The organism is Litoreibacter albidus (genome assembly GCF_900107015.1).
Taxonomy (GTDB): Bacteria; Pseudomonadota; Alphaproteobacteria; order Rhodobacterales; family Rhodobacteraceae; genus Litoreibacter; species Litoreibacter albidus.
Map to the genome: position 1 here is coordinate 153094 of NZ_FNOI01000004.1, position 19358 is coordinate 172451.

The 19358-nt window shown below is 59.3% G+C and carries 21 protein-coding genes; 8 read left to right on the forward strand and 13 right to left on the reverse strand.

Annotated features, from left to right (window positions below; genetic code table 11):
• The gene (locus tag BLW66_RS11145) at positions 1 to 195 is read right to left on the reverse strand and encodes a CsbD family protein (protein WP_089947235.1); all 195 of its coding nucleotides are present in this window, start codon (positions 193 to 195) and stop codon (positions 1 to 3) included.
• Positions 196 to 296: 101 nt separating this feature from the next.
• Positions 297 to 1283, reverse strand: a complete 987-nt coding sequence (locus BLW66_RS11150) for a 2-hydroxyacid dehydrogenase (RefSeq protein WP_089947236.1) — start codon at positions 1281 to 1283, stop codon at positions 297 to 299.
• A 115-nt stretch (positions 1284 to 1398) separates the two neighbouring features.
• Here BLW66_RS11150 and BLW66_RS11155 point away from each other — a divergent pair, with 115 nt between their 5' ends.
• Positions 1399 to 1899 carry an SH3 domain-containing protein gene (locus tag BLW66_RS11155; RefSeq protein WP_089947237.1) on the forward strand — a complete coding sequence of 167 codons (501 nt, stop codon included), beginning with the start codon at positions 1399 to 1401 and terminating at the stop codon, positions 1897 to 1899.
• Positions 1900 to 1914: 15 nt separating this feature from the next.
• On the opposite strand, the gene BLW66_RS11160 is transcribed toward BLW66_RS11155, so the two are convergent.
• The 5 genes from BLW66_RS11160 to BLW66_RS11180 form a co-directional block, all read right to left on the reverse strand.
• On the reverse strand, positions 1915 to 2742 hold the full coding sequence (locus BLW66_RS11160) for an inositol monophosphatase family protein (protein WP_089947238.1): 828 nt from the start codon (positions 2740 to 2742) through the stop codon (positions 1915 to 1917).
• Positions 2739 to 4766, reverse strand: a complete 2028-nt coding sequence (locus tag BLW66_RS11165; protein ID WP_089947239.1) for a M3 family metallopeptidase — start codon at positions 4764 to 4766, stop codon at positions 2739 to 2741. Before BLW66_RS11165 ends, BLW66_RS11160 begins: the two co-directional genes overlap by 4 nt.
• Positions 4767 to 4816: 50 nt before the next feature.
• The gene (locus BLW66_RS11170) at positions 4817 to 5614 is read right to left on the reverse strand and encodes an amino acid ABC transporter permease (protein WP_089947240.1); all 798 of its coding nucleotides are present in this window, start codon (positions 5612 to 5614) and stop codon (positions 4817 to 4819) included.
• Positions 5615 to 5621: 7 nt separating this feature from the next.
• Positions 5622 to 6410 carry a transporter substrate-binding domain-containing protein gene (locus tag BLW66_RS11175; protein WP_089947241.1) on the reverse strand — a complete coding sequence of 263 codons (789 nt, stop codon included), beginning with the start codon at positions 6408 to 6410 and terminating at the stop codon, positions 5622 to 5624.
• Positions 6411 to 6510: 100 nt separating this feature from the next.
• Positions 6511 to 6774: an accessory factor UbiK family protein gene (locus tag BLW66_RS11180; protein WP_089947242.1), complete on the reverse strand. Its 264-nt coding sequence runs from the start codon at positions 6772 to 6774 to the stop codon at positions 6511 to 6513.
• A 92-nt stretch (positions 6775 to 6866) separates the two neighbouring features.
• Between BLW66_RS11180 and lgt the strand changes: the two genes are divergently transcribed.
• From lgt to BLW66_RS11200, 4 genes are all read left to right on the forward strand, one after another.
• The gene (lgt, locus tag BLW66_RS11185) at positions 6867 to 7751 is read left to right on the forward strand and encodes a prolipoprotein diacylglyceryl transferase (protein WP_089947432.1); all 885 of its coding nucleotides are present in this window, start codon (positions 6867 to 6869) and stop codon (positions 7749 to 7751) included.
• The gene (locus BLW66_RS11190) at positions 7748 to 8812 is read left to right on the forward strand and encodes a class I SAM-dependent methyltransferase (protein WP_089947243.1); all 1065 of its coding nucleotides are present in this window, start codon (positions 7748 to 7750) and stop codon (positions 8810 to 8812) included. Before lgt ends, BLW66_RS11190 begins: the two co-directional genes overlap by 4 nt.
• Complete coding sequence (gene pgeF / locus BLW66_RS11195; protein WP_089947244.1) at positions 8809 to 9561, forward strand: peptidoglycan editing factor PgeF; 753 nt, start codon at positions 8809 to 8811, stop codon at positions 9559 to 9561. The genes BLW66_RS11190 and pgeF overlap by 4 nt, the downstream gene beginning before the upstream one ends.
• Positions 9562 to 9888: 327 nt before the next feature.
• Complete coding sequence (locus tag BLW66_RS11200) at positions 9889 to 10086, forward strand: hypothetical protein (RefSeq protein ID WP_089947245.1); 198 nt, start codon at positions 9889 to 9891, stop codon at positions 10084 to 10086.
• Between the two features lie 67 nt (positions 10087 to 10153).
• Here the strand turns inward: BLW66_RS11200 and BLW66_RS11205 are convergent, their stop codons facing one another.
• Positions 10154 to 11812 carry a tetratricopeptide repeat-containing sulfotransferase family protein gene (locus tag BLW66_RS11205; RefSeq protein ID WP_089947246.1) on the reverse strand — a complete coding sequence of 553 codons (1659 nt, stop codon included), beginning with the start codon at positions 11810 to 11812 and terminating at the stop codon, positions 10154 to 10156.
• Positions 11813 to 11867: 55 nt separating this feature from the next.
• The gene (locus BLW66_RS11210) at positions 11868 to 12650 is read right to left on the reverse strand and encodes a sulfotransferase (protein WP_170833462.1); all 783 of its coding nucleotides are present in this window, start codon (positions 12648 to 12650) and stop codon (positions 11868 to 11870) included.
• Positions 12651 to 12927: 277 nt separating this feature from the next.
• Between BLW66_RS11210 and BLW66_RS11215 the strand changes: the two genes are divergently transcribed.
• Entirely contained in the window at positions 12928 to 13704 is a 777-nt protein-coding gene (locus BLW66_RS11215) for a Hint domain-containing protein (RefSeq protein ID WP_089947248.1), read from the forward strand.
• Here the strand turns inward: BLW66_RS11215 and BLW66_RS11220 are convergent.
• Entirely contained in the window at positions 13701 to 14201 is a 501-nt protein-coding gene (locus BLW66_RS11220) for an Lrp/AsnC family transcriptional regulator (protein ID WP_089947249.1), read from the reverse strand. The two genes, BLW66_RS11215 and BLW66_RS11220, sit on opposite strands and share 4 nt — an antisense overlap.
• Before the next feature lie 213 nt (positions 14202 to 14414).
• On the opposite strand from BLW66_RS11220, the gene trxB reads away from it, so the two are divergent.
• Both trxB and BLW66_RS11230 read left to right on the forward strand, forming a co-directional pair.
• Positions 14415 to 15356 (forward strand): thioredoxin-disulfide reductase, encoded by a 942-nt coding sequence (gene trxB / locus BLW66_RS11225; protein WP_089947250.1) that lies wholly within the window; start codon positions 14415 to 14417, stop codon positions 15354 to 15356.
• A 176-nt stretch (positions 15357 to 15532) separates the two neighbouring features.
• Entirely contained in the window at positions 15533 to 17605 is a 2073-nt protein-coding gene (locus BLW66_RS11230) for a bifunctional sulfate adenylyltransferase/adenylylsulfate kinase (RefSeq protein ID WP_089947251.1), read from the forward strand.
• Between the two features lie 70 nt (positions 17606 to 17675).
• Here BLW66_RS11230 and BLW66_RS11235 read toward each other — a convergent pair whose 3' ends face one another.
• From BLW66_RS11235 to BLW66_RS11245, 3 genes are read right to left on the reverse strand one after another with little or no spacing between them, the layout of a single operon-like run.
• The gene (locus tag BLW66_RS11235; RefSeq protein WP_089947252.1) at positions 17676 to 18551 is read right to left on the reverse strand and encodes a PhzF family phenazine biosynthesis protein; all 876 of its coding nucleotides are present in this window, start codon (positions 18549 to 18551) and stop codon (positions 17676 to 17678) included.
• Positions 18548 to 18778 carry a DUF1150 family protein gene (locus BLW66_RS11240; protein WP_089947253.1) on the reverse strand — a complete coding sequence of 77 codons (231 nt, stop codon included), beginning with the start codon at positions 18776 to 18778 and terminating at the stop codon, positions 18548 to 18550. The genes BLW66_RS11235 and BLW66_RS11240 overlap by 4 nt, the downstream gene beginning before the upstream one ends.
• Positions 18779 to 18783: 5 nt before the next feature.
• Positions 18784 to 19194 carry an Hsp20 family protein gene (locus BLW66_RS11245; RefSeq protein WP_089947254.1) on the reverse strand — a complete coding sequence of 137 codons (411 nt, stop codon included), beginning with the start codon at positions 19192 to 19194 and terminating at the stop codon, positions 18784 to 18786.
• Positions 19195 to 19358: the final 164 nt, after the last annotated feature.

Consider the following 19358-nt stretch of genomic DNA (forward strand, 5'->3'; position numbering starts at 1 on the left):
TTAGCTCGCCATGAAGCTGTCGACTTCGGCGCGCGCTTCTTCCTTGGTTTTCCCGTATTTCTGCTGCAGCAGGCCTTCGATCTCTTCGCGCTTACCTGCGGCTTGATCCAACTCGTCGTCGGTCAGCTCACCCCATTTTGCTTGGGCTTTGCCCTTCCACTCTTTCCAGTTGCCTTCGACTTGATCCCAATTCATCTCGTATTCCTTTCATTCGGTTACGGTATGAAGGGACAACGGGCCGCGGCCCGAAATGTTCCGGATCGCAGGGGAAATCCGCCGACAAGTCCGGCAGAACGTTAGAGCGTCCCGGGAACGACTTGATCTGGGGGACGGTGGCCGTCTGCGAAGGTCTTGATATTCAGCAGGACTTTTTCGCCCATCTCTAGGCGCCCCTCACGGGTCGCCGACCCCATATGCGGCAACAGCACCACGTTTTTTAACTCGCGCAAGCGCGGGTTGATTTGGGTGCCGTGCTCAAACACATCCAAGCCCGCCCCCGCCAAATCGCCAGCCCGCAGCATCCGCGTCAGCGCGTTCTCGTCAATGACCTCCCCACGGGACGTGTTTACGATCACAGCGTCGGGCTTCATGAGCTTTAGGCGGCGTGCGTTCATCAAGTGATAGGTCGAGGGCGTATGCGGGCAGTTGATCGACACAACGTCCATCCGCGCGATCATCTGGTCGAGGCTCTCCCAATAAGTTGCCTCCAAGTCGTTCGCGATGCCCTCATGAACCTTTTTACGGTTGTGGTAGTGGATCTGCATTCCAAACGCACGTGCGCGGCGCGCCACAGCCTGCCCGATCCGCCCCATGCCAAGAATGCCAAGACGGCGCCCAGAAATGCGCCCTCCCATTAAGGCCGTCGGGGACCAGCCGTCCCAGTCACCCGATTGCATGACCGCGAGGCCTTCGGGAATGCGGCGGGTCACCGCCAGAATCAGCGCCATCGTCATATCGGCGGTGTCTTCCGCCGCAGCCCCCGGTGTGTTCGACACGAGTATCCCGCGCTGACGTGCGGTGTGCACATCAATGTGGTCCACCCCCGCACCGTAGTTGGCGATCAGCTTCAGCTTTTCGCTCGCTTGCCCAAGAAGCCCCGCGTCAATCTTATCCGTCAATGTCGGGACCAGCACATCAGCGGTTTTTACGGCCTCTACCAGTTCTTCCCGTGTCATGGGTACGTCGTCGGACCGCAAGGAGACATTGAACAACTCTGTCATTCGGGTCTCTACATGCTCGGGCAACCGTCGCGTCACGACAACACTCAGCTTCTGGTTTGGCATAAGGGCTCATCCTTGAGTGGAATTTCTGCACCCATAGTGACAAGATCGCAGCCAAAGGGGCAAGCCAAGAAATGCCCCGCATAAAACAAGCGCAGCAGTGCAAGCAGGACGATTAATGAAACGGGTTATCAAGATTGCGGCTTTGGTCGCATGTTTGCTATGGTCTCCAGTGCTGGCCCTCGCCGCAGAGCGTGGCCCCGTCACCAACCTACCGCTTCCGCGCTTTGTTTCGCTGAAGGCCGCCGAGGGCAACGTGCGTCGCGGCCCATCCCTGTCCCACCGCATCGACTGGGTATTTAAGCACCGCAATATGCCTTTGCAGATCGTAGCAGAGCACGGCCACTGGCGACGCGTCATCGACCGCGACGGCGCAGGCGGTTGGGTCCATTACTCCTTGTTGTCCGGCTCCAGATTCGGCCTGATCGAGGAAGACATGTCCCCGATCTACAAAACCGCAGACACCGGCTCGCTTATCGTGGCACACGCTGAAATGGGCGTCGTCGCGCGGCTGGGGCAATGCGATAAATACTGGTGCCGCGTGACTGTAGACGGCGCAAAAGGCTGGATGCCCCGCGAAAAAATGTGGGGACTTATGCCCGGAGAGATCCGCGAGTAGCCGTCCGCGACAGTGCTAAACCAAAAAGCTGAACCGCGCCGCCACATCTCGCCACAGCGCCTCTGACGCGGCAGTCAGAAGCTGGCCCTTGCGCATCGTGGGATGGTACGCACGCCCGTCCAGAAGGCGCGCGACACCGCCAGCTTCTTGGTAAATCAGCACACCCGCCGCGTGGTCCCACACATTGAGCATCCCGTTCAGGCAAAACTGCGCCCCGCCCTGAGCCAGCGTGCGGTACTCATGGCAAGAACAGCGCAACGACAACGTTCGCCGAAATGCTGGTAGCTCTGCCGCGATCTTCGCTTGCTCCGCTTTGGTGAACAACGAAATGCCAACAAACCCGAAACAATCGGTCGCCTCTGCCGGCGCATCCAACAAGAGCCGCCGGCGCTTGCCCTTCGCGTCGCGAAACCATGCGCCCTGTCCTTTTTGCGATACGATCCAATCGTCGTAGCTAGGGTCATACAGCATGCCGAACACTGTTTCCCCGTCCTCAACGACCGCTAAAATCACACCGTAGGTAGAGAGCCCGTGGGCGAAGTTCCACGTTCCGTCGATGGGATCAATGACAACGACCTGCCCCTGCCCCACGCGGTCTAGAATAGAGGCGTCAGCGGACACCGCCTCCTCCCCCACAATCGCAGCGTCGGGCAGCAGCTTTGCCACTGCCGCCGCAATGGCTAGCTCAGCCGCACGATCGGCAACCGTCACCAGATCATCTGGGGCCGATTTGCTGTCGATGTCAGACGTATCCAGATTGCGAAAGAACGGCCTGACTTCTTTGGCCGCAACATCGCGGACGATCTGGATAAGCGCGTCCACCTGCTCAGACGTAAGGCTCACGCCACGTTATCTAACCCGCGCCCCTTTAACAAAGCCTCCACCCCCGGTAGCCGCCCACGGAACTCTGTGTAAAGCTCGTCCGCCTCACGCAGCCCGCCGACGGACAGGATATGTGTCTCCAGTTTCTGCGCCGTGGCCCCATCGAATGCGTCACCTGCGTCCTCGAATGCCTCAAATGCATCTGCGTCCATGACCTCTGACCACATGTAGCTGTAGTACGCGGACGAATATCCGTCCCCAGCGAAGACATGCGCGAAATGTGGCGTGGCGTGGCGCATCCGGATCGCGGGCGGCATGCCCATCGCGTCCAGAATTTCGCTTTGCCGCGCCATCGGATCGGCGGGCGCGTCGCCTGAGTGGAATTCCAGATCAACCATCGCGGAGGCGACGTATTCAACGGTCGAGAAACCTTGATCATACGTGCCCGCGTCCAGCATACGCTTTAGCATATCAGCGGGCATGGGCTCGCCGGTCTCCGCGTGGGTCGCGAATTTTTGCAACACTTCAGGGACCTCCAACCAGTGCTCGTACAGCTGGCTGGGCAATTCAACAAAGTCACGTGCCACGGACGTGCCGGAGATGGATTCGTAAGTCACATCGGACAGCATCTGGTGCAAAGCATGACCAAACTCGTGGAACAGCGTCCGCGCGTCGTCGTAGCTTAACAAGGCGGGGCTGCCTTTCGCCGGTTTAGCAAAGTTGCAGACATTGATCACATGCGGGCGGATGTCGGCGCGCAGTTTTTGCTGCGACTGCATGGCAGAGCACCACGCACCGGACCGCTTGCCGCCCCGTGCAAAGTAGTCACCGATAAACACCGCGATGTGCTTTCCATCTCGGGTGACATCCCATGCGCGGGCGTCAGGGTGATGCAAATCGGCGGTGATCGGCGCGAACTGCAAACCAAAAAGGCGCGTCGCACAGTCAAACGCGGCCTCAATCATCCGGTCCAGTTGCAAGTAGGGCTTGATCGCGGCCTCGTCCAAGTCATGCTCCGCCGCGCGGCGTTTTTCGGAATAATAGCGCCAATCCCAAGCTTCCAGATCGCCGTTGATCCCGTCCGCATGCATCATTTCCGTCAGCTTTTGGGCGTCCAGATCGGCTTGCGCCTTTGCTGGGTGCCAAACTTGCGTCAGCAAATCGCGCACCGCGTCCGGCGTTTTGGCCATTTCGGTTTCCAACTTGTAGCTCGCAAAGTCTTTATACCCCAACAGTTTGGCCCGCTCTTCGCGCAACTTCAGGGTTTCCGCAGCGATGGCGCGGTTGTCGGTGTCGCCGCCGTTGGCGCCGCGTGCGACCCAAGCCTCATAGGCCACTTCACGCAGGTCGCGTCGCGGTGAAAACTGCAAGAACGGCACGATCAGTGAGCGCGACAACGTCAGCAGATAGCCGTCCTCGCCAGCGGCGTCAGCCGCCGCGCGGGCCGTTGCCACGACGAAATCCGGCAAGCCTTCAAGAACCTCCTCCGACAGCGGCATGGACCAGTCCCGCTCATCCGCCAGCAGGTTCTGGGTGAACTGCGTCCCGATCACTGCAAGCCGTTCTTTGACCTCTTTCAAACGGTCAAAATCAGCCCCTTCCAACTGCGCGCCAGCGCGCACGAAACCGCGCCGCGTCAGCTCCAGCACCCTCAATTGTTCCGCCGTCAGGTTCAAATCGTCTCGCTTGTTCCACAGGGTTTCGACGCGGGCGAACAGCTTGGGGTTCATCGAGACTTCCGATCCCCATGCCGCCAGCTTCGGGGAAAACCCGCGCTGCAACGCTTCGCGGGCCGGATTGCTGTCAACGCCAGCAAGCATGTAAAATGGCGCCAGAACCTTGTGCATTGCCTCACCCATCAGTTCCAACGCGTCGATCGTGTTCTCGAACGTTGGCGCGTCGGCATTATCCGTGATTGTGGCCAGTTCAGCGCGCGCTTCGTCCAACGCGGCGTCAAATCCCGGGGCGAAATCATCATCAGATATGTCGGCGAATGGCGGCAGGCCGAAGGGGGTATTCCAGTCAGCGAGAAGAGGATTGGTCATAGGGTCTAGCTCCTTTGTGCCCAACCTATGCGCTTACGCGCCGGATGCAATCAATCCTGACCGGGTTGGCGCATATGCCGTTCGAATCTGCGTAAAGCCAACGACAAGGTGACCGTCAGTGTCAGGTATATGAGCGCCACCACGTTGTAGGTCTCAAAGTAGCGAAAGTTCCCCGCCGCAGTGACTTTACCCAGTTGGGTAATGTCGCCCACCCCTAGAACGGAGACCAAGCTGGAATCTTTGACCATCGCGACAAAGTCATTGCCCAGCGGTGGCAGAATAGTGCGAATAGCTTGCGGGAAAACGATGTAGCGAAACCGTTGCCAGCGGTTCAATCCAAGCGTCTGCGCCGCCTCCACCTGCCCGTGATCTACAGAGGCAAGCCCCGCGCGAAACACCTCCGCGATGAACGCAGAATAGCCGATGGCAAGCGCCAGTGTGGCCCGCCACAAGAGCGGAAATTGCCGCGTGCGGATGAGTTCCACATCAAACGGTTGAAGCGCCCAATTCGCCAGCGCCACCAACCCCGGGGCCAGAACGAACGCCACATAGAGCAGCAATACGATGATCGGGATGCCGCGCACGACTTCGGTGTAGAACCGCGCAATCTGGCGGACGATGATGCTGCGGGAGGTGGACATCAACGCCAGCCCAAGGCCCATCAATGTCGCAACCGTGAAGCCGACCAGCGTGACAGTCACCGTAATCTTGATGCCCTTGGACAGCGTGCCAAGCACCTGCGAATACAGCTCATCCGCCACCACTTGGTAGCCCAGATAGGCAACGACGCCCCCAAGCAGCACCAGCCAATAGGGGAAGTCGTCAGAACTTTTTGATGGGCCAAGCACCTAGAATTTAGCCGCCGAGTTTGTAGTCCAAGAACCACTTCTTATTGAGCGCATCCAAGGTCCCATCCTTATCCATATCAGCGATGGCCGCGTTGATCGGCGCGACCAGTTCGGACCCTTTGGGGAAGATGAAGCCGAAGTCCTCGGTGCCCAGTTTTTCGCCCACGATCTTCAACGCACCCTCCGATGCGGCCACATAGCCGTTGCCCGCCGTGCTGTCAGTCAACACCAGATCAACGTCGCCCGTGCGCAGCGCTTGCACGCCCGCGCCGAAGGTCTCAAACTTGATGATGCGCGCATTTTCCTCGTTGCCATCCAGCACGTCGTAGACGCCCACATAAAACGGTGTGGTCCCCGGCTGTGCCGCCATCAGCAAGTCTTCGTCCGCCGCAAAGGACGCAGCATCGTTGAACCGGTCTTCATCACCGCGGACCATCATGATCATCTCGGACGTCATGTAGGCGTCGGAAAAGTCGACTTTTTCCTTGCGATCATCACGAATGGTGATGCCGGTCATCCCCATATCATACTGCTCTTGCGAGACGGCAGGGATCATCGCGTCCCAGCTTGTATTCTCATAAACCACTTTGAAATTCAGACGCTTGGCAATCTCCGCAACCGCATCGTACTCCCAGCCAATTGGTGTGCCAGTGCCTGGCTCGATGAATTGCAGGGGCGGGTAAGCGTTCTCGGTGGCAACGACGACCTCTTTGCCGTCCAAGTCGGGCAAATTCCCGTCGGCCAGAGCAGTGGTCGCGGTAAGGGCGGCAAGTGCCGCGGCAGCGAAACGAAGCATGGATCAGGTTCCCTGATTTGTTGAACTACGGGAACCTATCTGCCACCCATAGGGAATGGCAAGGCAAGCCGTCCAAACCATTCGCCGCGTGTACCGTCGTTCAGGCTTTTTTCGCGGCTGGTTTCTTTTTGGCTTCCAACGCTTCAAGACGCGCCGTCAGGGCTATGTTTTCTTCACGCGCCTTCTGCGCCATCAGTCGCACGGCTTCAAACTCGTCGCGTGTGACGAAATCGCGGTCAGCCAACCAGCGGTCCATCATGCCTTTAAGGGCATTGTCGGCCTCGCCTTTGGCACCTTGGGCCACACCCATCGCGTTGGTCATCAGTTGCGACATGTCGTCGAAAAATTTGTTACGGGTCTGCATCTAATCACTCCTTCGTCACCTGCCCCTATATGGGTCGGGTTGAGCGCGCGCACAAGGTTGACTTCGTCGCAGCCTCAGCGCACCAACCGCTTATGACAATATTTGCCCTGCCCTTCCCCGACATCAGCCCCGAAATCTTCACCTTGGAGTTGGGGAGCTTCGCCTTTTCGCTGCGCTGGTACGCCCTTGCTTATATCGTTGGACTCATCGTTGCGTGGCGCATCGTCGTGGGCCTGATGAAACGTCCCGCATTGTGGGGCGAGGGCGGCGCGCCGATGACCAAGGACCAGCCGGAGGATCTGCTGACGTGGATCATCCTAGGCGTCGTATTGGGCGGGCGCCTAGGCTACGTGATGTTTTATCAGCCGGGATACTACCTGTCGAACCCTGCAGAAATCCTGAAGGTATGGGAGGGCGGCATGTCCTTCCATGGCGGATTTCTTGGGGTTGTGGTCGCGGGGCTTGCCTACTGCTGGAAGTACAAACTACCCGCGATGCGCGTCGGTGACGCGGTGGCTGTGTCCGCGCCCATCGGCCTGATGCTGGGTCGTATCGCCAACTTCATCAACGCGGAACTTTGGGGCCGCCCGACCGATATGCCGTGGGGCTTCGTGTTCCCCGGACAGGCGGCACAAGACTGCCCGGGCGTGGATGGGCTCTGCGCGCGCCACCCCTCGCAACTATATGAAGCTGGTCTTGAGGGGTTGCTACTCGCGACCGTGATGCTGTGGCTGGCATACCGCCGTGGTTGGCTCATGCGCCCCGGCGCAATGATCGGTGTGTTTTTAACCGGCTACGGCTTGGCCCGTGGCTTCGTCGAATTCTTTCGCCAGCCTGACGCGCAATTCGTCTCGGACGGCAACCCGCTCGGCTTGGCGTGGCATCTCGGCGGCTATGGACTGACAATGGGGCAAATCCTGTCCCTTCCGATGATCGTGCTGGGGCTGGCCCTGATCGTGCGGGCCAAACGTCGATGAATGCGCTGCGCGACCTGCTCACCCGCCAGATCGCAGTCGATGGCCCGATAAGCTTGGCCGACTATATGCAGACCTGCCTGCTGCACCCTGAACACGGCTACTACGCGACCCGCGACCCCTTCGGCGCTGCAGGTGACTTCATCACCGCGCCAGAAGTCAGCCAGATGTTCGGGGAGGTCTTGGGCCTGTGCCTCGCTCAATCCTGGATCGACCAAGGCCGCCCTGATGCCTATCTCGCGGAACTCGGTCCCGGTCGCGGCACCCTAATGCGCGACGTGTTACGCGCAACGGCTGGCGTGGCGGGGTTCCCGCGAAAAGTGGTGCTGGTAGAGGCCAGCTCGCATCTGCGGGATGTCCAAGCCGAAACCCTGAACGGGCATGACGTTGAGTGGGTAGAACACGCAGCAGCCCTGCCAGACGGCCCTATACTCCTGCTCGCCAACGAATTTTTCGACGCGCTGCCCATTCGTCAGTTCATACGCGCCACTAAAGGCTGGAGCGAGCGGCGCGTCGGCCTGCACGACACCACGCTGGCCTTCGGCCTGACCGAGGATACCCGCGTTGATGCTCTGTCACACCGCCTTGCCGACACAGGTGTGGGCGACGTGGTGGAGCTGTGCCCGTCCGCCGCGCCAATCATGACCGAAATCGCCGCGCGCGTGTCCCAAGGTGGGGCTGCGATCATCATCGACTACGGTGACTGGCGGTCCTTGGGGGACACATTCCAGGCCTTGAGGTCGCATAAACCCGTTGACCCGCTCGCCACCCCTGGCGCGGCAGACCTGACAGCGCACGTCGACTTCGAGGCGTTGTCCGCCGCCGCAACCTCTTGCAACGTTAGCCCGATGACCCCGCAAGGGCTGCTTCTTGAGCGCTTGGGCATCACCACGCGCGCACAGGCTTTGGCGCGAAATATGACCGACGACGCATTGGAAACCCATATCGCAGCGCATCGCCGCTTGACGCACCCCGATGAAATGGGGACGCTGTTCAAAGCAATTGCCCTGACGCCGCACGATGCCCCCCTGCCCCCAGGCTTTGACCGAGCGAGTTCGACATGACATTGGAAATCCTTACCGCAGATAGCCTCGGCCCTGTCCGGCACGGCTTCTTCACGCGCAAAGGCGGGGCCTCATCGGGCATTTTCGAGGGGTTGAATTGCGGACAAGGCTCGTCAGATCAAACGGAAGCCGTGCTGACCAACCGCGCCCGCGTGGCGCAGGCCATGCAGGTCGCGCCCGACCACCTCGTTTCTTTGCATCAGTGCCACTCCGCCGACGTTGTCGTTGTGGACGGCCCCCTCGCCGAAAAACCCAAAGCAGACGCCATGGTCACCGCGACCGAGGGCTTGGCATTGGGCGTTTTAACCGCCGACTGCCAGCCGGTACTATTTCATGATGCCCAAGCCAAAGTGATCGGCGCGGCGCATGCGGGATGGGGCGGCGCGCTTGACGGTGTACTCGAGAATACCGTCGACGCCATGGTTGCTCTGGGAGCCGCGCGCGAAAACATCCACGCCGTCGTCGGCCCCTGCATTAGCCAAGCGGCGTATGAGGTCGGACAAGAGTACTTCGAGCGATTCTTGGACGCGGACCCCAGCTATGCGAGGTTCTTTGCGGGCGGGCACGGAGACAAAATGCAGTTCGACCTGCCTGCATTCGGGCTGCAACGGCTGCGCGACGCTGGCGTGCACGCCGAATGGACGCGCCACTGCACCTATAACGATCCCGCGCGGTTCTATTCCTACCGGCGCAGTGTCCACCAGAAAGAGGCCGACTACGGACGCCTGATTGCAACAATCAGGCTCTAGAATCGCGTTTGTCTCGCGAAACATGACGACGGCATGGCACGGTGCGGCCTTAATCACGCCTTAAACTTCCGCTGCTACTAACCAGCCCATGCAGCAGATTTCCTCAATAACCTTTGAATTACTGGCCTTTGCGTTCCTCGCTGTTGTGGTCGTCCTGCGCCACAATCGGCTTCAGAATACTTCGCAAAAAGTTAACACACGACATTCTGATGCCCCATTGCCGTGGTGGATTGGTCCTGTCCCCAAATGGGACACGAATTCATCTAATGGGGCCATAAAGCAGCGACGACGCCGCAGTGCCCCAACCAACTGAGACGGAGCAAAGCTATGCGCAAGAACAACCGCTGGATGACTTGGGTGCTGGAAGAAAGCGCGCGTGTTGATGTCGCAATGCCTTGGGCACGCGGTGCCCGTAGCGCCCCCAAAGCGCGCTTGCCGCTCAGTGCACCGAGCCTCAGCAAAGTGGCGCGCCAAGTGATACCCGCCACGCCGACAGCTTACCGCGCGGTCGCAGGGGCACGCTAACGCGGCCTTAACAGCGACAATTCAAGACGCCAACTGAACACCGGGATGAAGCGGAGAGACCGCTGCTTCATCCATCCTCGACACTGCCGTACTGCTTCAAGAACGGCTGCATGTCGCGTTCAAACCGCTTCCACGCACCGACGGACGACGAATACATAGGTTGACGCACCTGCGTGGCCGACAGCGTTCTCACCTCCCGCTTGGTCTCGTAGAACGATAAACACGTGTCTTCCCACTCCAGCCCTGCCGCCGCGACAAGCGCTTTGGATTGTCCTTCGGGGTCTGCAATCAGGTCTTCGTAGCGTATTTCGTGGAACCTGTTCGGGCACCTGTCTCGCCAGAAATCCACCATGTCTTCAAACTGGCGCAGGAAAATTGCAATGTGATCCAGCCGGTTGGCATAGCGGTGCAGCCCCGCCTTGAACTGGTTCTTGTAAATAGACAACGCATTGTCGCGCGGATCACGGCGAACCACTACAAAGCGGGCGTTCGGCATAAGTTTCGCCAAAAACCCCAAGGTCGCGTAGCTGGAGATCGACTTGTCCGTGACATGCGGCACGTCGGGGAACAACCGCGCCAAATCCGCCTCAAACTCCCTCACGGCCTCCGCGCATTTCGCCCAAAACATCTCGCCACCGCCACTTTGCCCCGTGATCAGATCTGCGATTTTCGGCTGGATAAGCCCCATCTCCCCGCCACCCTCGACGCGCGAATGGGAGGCCAGAATTTGCTCCACCAGTGTGGTGCCGGAGCGCGGCGCGCCCGTAACGAAGATAGGCGCAGCCGTGCTGGTTGGGACAGCCATGTCACCAAACTCGTCGAACAACTTCCGCGTCCGCTCCGCAATCGCCTCCACCGCCGCCGCGTCATAAGGATAGGCTTTCGCCAAAGCATGATTGGCTTGATCAAGGTAGCCGAACACCTTGGAGTGCTGGCCACTGTCCTCCATCGCTTTCGCCAATGCATAGGCCAAGTTCGGCAGGTCTTCGTCGCCCGCGCGCCGCATTTTCAACGCGGCTTTCATCTTAGGAATATTCGGGTCGTCCGCTGCCATTTTCGTCAATGACGCATAGGACGCGTAGTGCCAGCCAGCCTTGGGCGACAGATCTATTGCCTTTTGCAACGTCGCCCGCGCCTCGTCCAGCTCTCCCATAGACTGCAACAAACTAGATTTGCGCGACAGCAGCAGCGCATTCGTCGGGGCTAGCGCCAAGCCGTTCTCGATCTGCTCGCGCGCCAGCGCGTACTGCTTCAACTCGACCAATGCCGCGCTGTATTCCGCGAAAACTTGAGGTTGGCGAAATCCACCCGAAAGCGCCGCCTTAAACAGCTGCGCTGCCTTCTCCCACGACTTGGCGCGAAGCTGTGCAAGCCCCTCGTAAAACGCAAAGGCGGGGGTTTGCTTCAACACTGGGCTGGCGCGTTTACGCAGCAACTCGAAATTCTGCGGGTTGGGGTGTTTGCTCGCCATATCCAGATAGCTGATCCAGATCGCGGGCTCATTGGGGCGCAGCTTCAACGCGGCCTCAAAGCCCGATGCAGCTTGCGCGACTTTGCCAAGCAGCACGGACACTTCGGCAAGGTTGAAGTGCACCTCTGCCAAGTTGGGCGCGCCTTTCAGCAGCTTTTTGTACCCGCGCTCCGCGTCGCCCAAACGACCCGACAGCTGCGCTTGGCGGGCCTTGGCGAATTGATCCTTGATTTGCTGTTTACCTAATGTCGCCATGGACTTGCACCCTACCCCTGCTTCTGAAGCAGCACGCTATCATTGGCGCTATGAGTTATCCAGTCTCCGACAGCAGCATCAGCGCAGCGGAGCTTTGACTGCGACGCCAGACGGGTTGCGGCGCGGTTTGCGCATGGTGCGCACCTGACAAGCTTGGCATAGAAAAGCGGCGCGCCAGTGGCTTGACGCTGGGGGCCACGGTGCGCGCGGGCAGATCACGAAAATTATGCGCGAATACTCGCTCGCCGAGGAAGCTATACACAGCACCCAGCACGCGCTCCGGATCACTCAGCAATCGCTCGTAGTCGAGCAGCAACAAGCGGTCGGCGGCGGCGCTACCGAGCAAGTCTTGCACCTGCCCCATTGGCGCACCGATTAAGCCGTCTTTTGACATGAGCGACGCAGGGGAACGTGCGTCGCCAGTCTCCTCCGCGATCTCGGCAGCGATGCGTGCGGGGTCGCGCACCATGACAACAAAGCGCGACAACGGGAACAAGGTGCTCAGCCGACGCATATGTCCGAGCCACTTCGGGTTGTTGTCGATCACCACGGCATCTAGTGGACGCGCGTGGTGAACCGCATCCAGCGACCCACGCAACAGCGCCGCACGGGTATCACCATCTAAGTCTGACAGGGGCGAATCAGGCGCCTCGCGACCAGCGTCCAGAAGCCCGAACACCTGTTCTGCCGCACTGTCGCTCGACACGGAAAACCGCGGGTTTTGCGCCAGCAGCCCCGCAAAGTGACGCGCCCCCGCCGTAGGAAAGCCCGCCACAAAGTGGTAGCGGGTCATGGAGACGACCTTTAGCACCTGATCGTTGCTCTTTAACTGCACCATTCGCCTCTTTGTATGGGTGTTCCAAGTGTGACAGACCGATTCGTGGCTGTCCATCGCGCTCTGCATCACGCGCGGCTTACGATTTCCATCGTATTGAGCGCTCGGTAGAAACGGTGGGAAAGCTGCGCAGCGATTGTTCACGTAAGGCAGCTCACTGACGCCAAATATTTGACTTTACCCCTTCAAACAGCGCATTGTGGGGCTCTTATAAACAAGCAGTTCTGCGCGCCGGTGGGGACCGACGCAGTCACGCTACGACCTGAAAAAGGGACGACGCATGGCCTATAATCCCCATCTTTCCAACGACCTTCGCGCCCCGCAATCTACCGAAATGTACCGCACCGCCGCACAGCCCCGCAGGCGTGCGGTCGCCCGCCCCTACGACATCGCGTGGCTTACCCCGCAAGGTGAGCCGCGCTACGAAACTCTGGTTGCTCCCTCGCAACCCGTTATTGAAAGCGCCTGCGCAAACATGGCGCGCGGTGCGATTGTCGCGACTGCAAATGGACCGGTTGCCGTCGAAGACCTGACACCCGGTATGATGATCCACACGTCGGAGCATGGCCCGATCCCCCTGCAGTGGATCGGATCTTACGAGATGTCCCTGCGCGAGGCGCAATCCACCGACCGTGGCGCGCTCTACCGCGTCACCAGCGAAACATTCGGCCTGTCCAAGCCGTCGCAGGATTTGCTGGTCACGCCGCGCGCGCACATCTTGTTCTCCCACCCGAAATGCAAGGCGCTGTTCGGCGTTGATCAGGCATTCGCACCCGTGCGCGCGTTTGAGGACGGCATGTCGGTGTTTTCGGTTCAGCCCGTGTCGCCTGTTGCTGTTTTCAACTTGGGCTTTGACCGCCAGTCGACCATCAAGGTCAACGGTCTGGAAATGGAAAGCTTCCATCCCGGCCCGCACGCAGAGGCTTTGCTGGATCACGAAACGCTCTACGCGCTGCTTCGACTATTTCCACAAGCACGCGGTTTGGACTTCTTCGGCCCGCAACTCATCAACCGCCTGACCACATTCGAGGTGCGCGCCCTTCGCGAGGGGGCTTAGACGATCTGCGACAGTCTTTCTTCGACAATCTCGAACGGCACACCGGGGTCGTCTTTGGCGACGCGGATAACCAATGACGTCTTCACGCTGGCCACATTCTCCGCCGACGTCAGTTCTTCCGTTAGGAAGCTTTGAAAACTACTCAGGTCTGGCGCGACGCATTTGAGGATGAAATCAACTTCGCCGTTCAGCATGTGACACTCTCGTACCAGCGGCCAGTCCTTGCAGCGCGCCTCGAAGGCTGACAGGTCGGCCTCCGCTTGGCTTTGCAGCCCCACCATCGCAAAAACCTTCACCTCAAACCCAAGCGCGCGCGCCTCCACATTCGCGTGGTAACCGCGGATATACCCCGATTCCTCAAGTGTGCGCACACGGCGCAAACACGGCGGCGCGGAGATACCCACCCGTTTGGCCAGCTCCACATTTGTCATGCGCCCGTCGGCCTGCAACTCCGCTAGAATTTTGCGATCTATCTCGTCAAGTTTTGACACGGCCATTGGGGACTCCTTCGTTGCCATTTGTCTTACTCCACGGCAGCCTCACGCGCAATAATATTTCAAGCATGCGCAACATATTAAATGATATGCAATTTCCACGGACCCTTTGTTAAAGAAGCCCAGCCTGTCGCAAAATGACTCCCGCCCCCTTTCGCTTGCGGTTCGCGCCAATTATATGTTGCTGACCTCAAAAAACGCCGATGGGAATCCGCAATGACCGACACGCGCCACACCAAAGTTTTGATCATCGGCTCCGGCCCAGCAGGATACACCGCCGGGGTATACGCATCGCGCGCGATGCTGGAACCGATCTTGGTTCAAGGGATTGAGCCAGGCGGCCAGCTGACCACCACCACAGAAGTCGAAAACTGGCCCGGCGACACCGAGGTGCAAGGCCCCGACCTGATGGTGCGCATGCAAGATCATGCCAAGGCAATGGGCTGCGAAATCATCAGCGACATCATCACAGACCTCGATACATCGTCGCGCCCGTTCAAGGCGAAAGGCGACAGCGGCACGCTCTACACCGCCGACGCGGTTATCTTGGCAACCGGCGCACGCGCAAAATGGCTGGGGCTTGAGAGCGAAGAGAAATTCAAAGGCTTCGGCGTGTCAGCTTGTGCGACTTGCGACGGCTTCTTTTACCGCGGTCAGGAGATCGTCGTGATCGGGGGCGGCAACACCGCCGTTGAGGAAGCCCTGTTTCTCACCAACTTTGCATCCAAAGTGACCCTCATCCACCGCCGCGACGAGTTGCGCGCGGAACGCATCCTGATCGACCGCCTGCAAAAGAACCCCAAGATCGAAACATTGTGGTTCCATGAGCTTGCAGAAGTCACCGGCACCGAAGCGCCGCTCAGCGTTGAAGGCGTGAAGGTTAAGCACACCAAAACCGGTGTGGTTACAGAGATCCCGTGCAAAGGCGTGTTCGTGGCGATTGGCCACGCGCCGTCTAACGAGTTGGTTAAAGATGTGTTGGAAACTCACATGGGTGGCTACGTGGTCACAAAACCCGACAGCACCGAAACGTCGATCCCCGGCATCTTCGCCGCTGGCGACCTGACGGACCACAAGTACCGCCAAGCCGTCACCAGCGCCGGTATGGGCTGCATGGCCGCACTGGAGGCAGAGCGTTTCATCGCTGAGGAAACCTGACCCGCACACCGAAATATAACGTTAACAAGAGGGCGCCCCGAGAGATCGGCAGGCGCTCTTTTAGTGTTGCCGAATTGTAGCGCTGCATGTCAGGTTGCTTTCCCCGCAACTCCCCCCTTGTTTTTGGCGCAGAGTCTGCGATGTGTTCATGCGTGAACACACTTTGAGTCGACGTGATGACCCTACTGAGTAAACCCGCACTGGACGACGAAGACCTGCTCTTCCGACTTCTGCGCCAGCTTGATCTGGCGCCGGGCGCGTCCCAGCGGGCGACAGCCACAGCGCTAAAGGTGTCGCTCGGGCGGCTCAACTCGCTGCTGCGCGCGGCAGCGGACGCGGGGCTAATCACCGTGGACCAACGCGCTGGCCCCGACAAACGCCAACGCTTCGCCTATGCCCTAACCACCCGCGGGGCCGCGAAGAAAAACCAACTGATCAGTGCTTTCCTCAAACGAAAGCTTTCCGAATACCACGCCCTTCACGCCGAGTTAACCGGCACCAAATCAAGCATTTCCCCCTTAAGCGACAGGACTAGACTTATGAATAATTACCTAACACCCATTCCAGAACTCTACGTGTCGTACGACAGCGCCCAGAAGATGAAGACCGAAGCGGCGAACCTAACCTCGTGGGATCTGACGCCGCGCCAGATCTGCGATCTGGAGCTTTTGATGAACGGCGGCTTCAACCCGCTTAAAGGGTTCTTGTCCGAAGAAGACTACAACGGCGTCGTCGAAAACATGCGTTTGTCCACAGGCGAACTCTGGCCAATGCCGATCACTCTAGATGTGGGCGACGACTTCGCGCAGTCCGTTGAGGTCGGTCAAGACATCGCCCTGCGCGACCAAGAAGGCGTGATCCTTGCGATGATGTCGGTCACGGACAAATGGGAACCTAACAAAGCCAATGAGGCGGAGAAGGTCTTTGGCGCGGATGACAGCGCCCACCCAGCAGTGAACTACCTGCACAACCAAGCAGGCAAAATCTACCTCGGCGGCCCCATTACCGGCATCCAGCAGCCCGTGCATTATGACTTCCGCGCCCGCCGCGATACCCCGAACGAAATGCGCGCATACTTCCGCAAAATGGGGTGGCGCAAAGTTGTGGCCTTCCAAACGCGCAACCCGCTGCACCGCGCCCACCAAGAGTTGACGTTCCGCGCCGCGAAAGAGGCGCAAGCCAACCTGCTGATCCACCCTGTCGTTGGCCTGACCAAACCCGGTGACATTGACCACTTCACCCGCGTCCGCTGCTACGAAGCGGTGCTGGATCAATACCCATCCTCTACAACGTCCATGAGCCTTTTGAACCTTGCCATGCGTATGGCTGGCCCACGTGAGGCTGTCTGGCACGGGCTGATCCGCAAAAACCACGGCTGCACCCACTTCATCGTTGGCCGCGACCACGCAGGCCCCGGCAAAAACTCTGCAGGCGAAGACTTCTACGGCCCCTACGACGCACAAGACCTGTTCCGCGAGCATCAGGAAGAAATGGGCATCGAAATGGTCGACTTTAAGCACATGGTCTATGTGCAGGAGCGCGCCCAATACGAGCCAGCCGATGAAATCGAGGACCGCGAGAACGTCACGATTCTGAACATCTCAGGCACTGAATTGCGCCGCCGCTTGGCCGAAGGCTTGGAAATCCCGGAGTGGTTCTCCTTCCCTCAGGTGGTTAGCGAGTTGCGCAAGTCCCGCCCACCTCGCGCCAGCCAAGGCTTCACCGTGTTCTTCACCGGCTTCTCCGGCTCCGGCAAATCCACGATCGCCAACGCGCTCATGGTCAAGCTGATGGAAATGGGCGGACGTCCGGTGACACTTCTGGACGGCGACATCGTTCGTAAAAACCTCAGCTCGGAGCTGGGCTTCTCGAAAGAGCACCGCGACCTGAACATCCGCCGCATCGGCTATGTCGCGTCCGAGATCACCAAGAACGGCGGCATCGCAATCTGCGCGCCTATCGCCCCCTACGCCACGACCCGCCGCGCGGTGCGCGAAGATGTCGAAGCCTTTGGTGCCTTCATCGAAGTGCACGTCGCGACCTCCATCGAGGAATGCGAGCGCCGTGACCGCAAGGGCCTCTACAAGCTGGCCCGCGAAGGCAAGATCAAGGAATTCACAGGCATTTCAGACCCCTACGACGTGCCAGAGAACCCCGAACTGTCGGTCGAGACCGAAAATGTGGAAGTCGACAACTGCGCCCATCAGGTGATCCTGAAGCTGGAATCGATGGGCCTGATCAAAGGTTAAATCGTAAGCTTTCAAGAAAAAGGCCCTCCAGAACCGGAGGGCCTTTTTTATTTCTACCCCTGCGGCGCAATCAGGGCAGCATGGTCCCGCGCATCACAATGCGCCCCTGCCCCGCGACTTTTACGCCTGTGATTGCGTCGCGCGGGCCCAAAACCTCTACGCGCGCCAATCCAGGCCGGCCCATGTCATGCCCTTGCTCAGCGCAGTAACTTGGCGATTTAATCAACCCATGATGCCACAAATACGCCGCAGCGCAGCCCGTGGCCGATCCGGTGAACGGGTCTTCTTTCGGGCTTGGTGGCTTCATCAGCAGGCGGCTGAAGGTGTCGCCCTCTGCCGTAGCGCCGTTCAAGCTCACCAAATAGGGCTCCATCACTGGCTTGCCTTCAAAAGACACGGCGTTTTGAAACGCCTCCATCGCGCTTGCGTTCATCTTAGCACGACGCAGCGCAGCGTGGTCACGTACCACGGTTATGACAAACGGCAATCCGGTTGAAACCACCTGAGGCAGCCCCACGATATCGTTCTCGTCAAGACCTACGACCTCGGCCACACGCTCCAATGGCACCACCTGCCCGAAAACCGGCGCGTTCTGGGTCATGGTGATCCAATTATCGTCCGACACGTCGACCGTGATGATGCCCGCCCCCGTCTCCAGCGTCAGGCGCGGGCCGGACACCCGTCCCCGCGCCAACGCCGACCGGACGGATGCAACAGTCGGGTGACCTGCGAACGCGATCTCGTGCGACGCCAGAAAGTAGCGCACTTTCAGGTCCGCCACATCGGAAGGGCCGATGAAGGTACACTCCACCAGCCCCGTTTCCTTCGTGTATCTCAGGCAAACATCCGAGGACAGTTCACCCTCGTCGTAGACCACCGCACAGCCGTTTCCGGCGAACGCGGTGTCGGTAAAGGCGTCAACCCAATCGAAGGGATATTCGCTCAATGCACCGTCACCGGCGCATAGTCGTTCTGACGCGCCAGCAAGAAGGCCACATCGCGATCTTGAACGACAGCCAGTCGCTCTCCATCAGCGGCGTGCACGGCGTAGAGCTGCTTGGCGCCGTCCAGCTCCTCTAGGACTTCGGCAGACAATTCGGCCGCATCAACCGCACGCACGTAGACGATACGGGCGTCGCCACCCAAGCTTTTCAGGTCAATTTGAGTATCCATGACACTTATCCTTTGTTGATCTTGATAGTTTGCACAATCGCATCAGGTACGGCCCGCTTCAGGTCCACATGCAGCAGCCCGTTTTCCGTAGAGGCTCCGGCGACTTCAACGCCGTCGGCCAGCACAAACGCTTTCTGAAACTGGCGCGCGGCGATGCCTCTGTGCAGGAAAATACGGTCCTCGCCTGCCTCGGCTTGCTTGCCGCGCACGATCAGTTGCCGGTCTTCGACGGTGATGGACAGATCGTCCTCCCCGAACCCCGCAACAGCCAGCGTAATGCGATACGTATTTTCGGCAGATTGTTCGATATTGAATGGCGGATAGCCGTTCTCGGATTTGGCGGTGCGTTCCACCAGCCGTTCCAGCTGGTCGAACCCCAGCAAAAATGGGTGTGACCCCAAGGTTAGCTTTGTCATGGCACAGTCCTAGATGATGAAGCGACTTTGCGAAAATGGCCCCCTAAGGCAGCCACCTCATGAAAATGGGGGCAGTTTCGCGATGAATCAAGAGCGAGTTCAGTGAATCACTAGACACAGCGCCTCCGCATGCTCACATTGGATGCAACCTCAGGAAAGAGCAC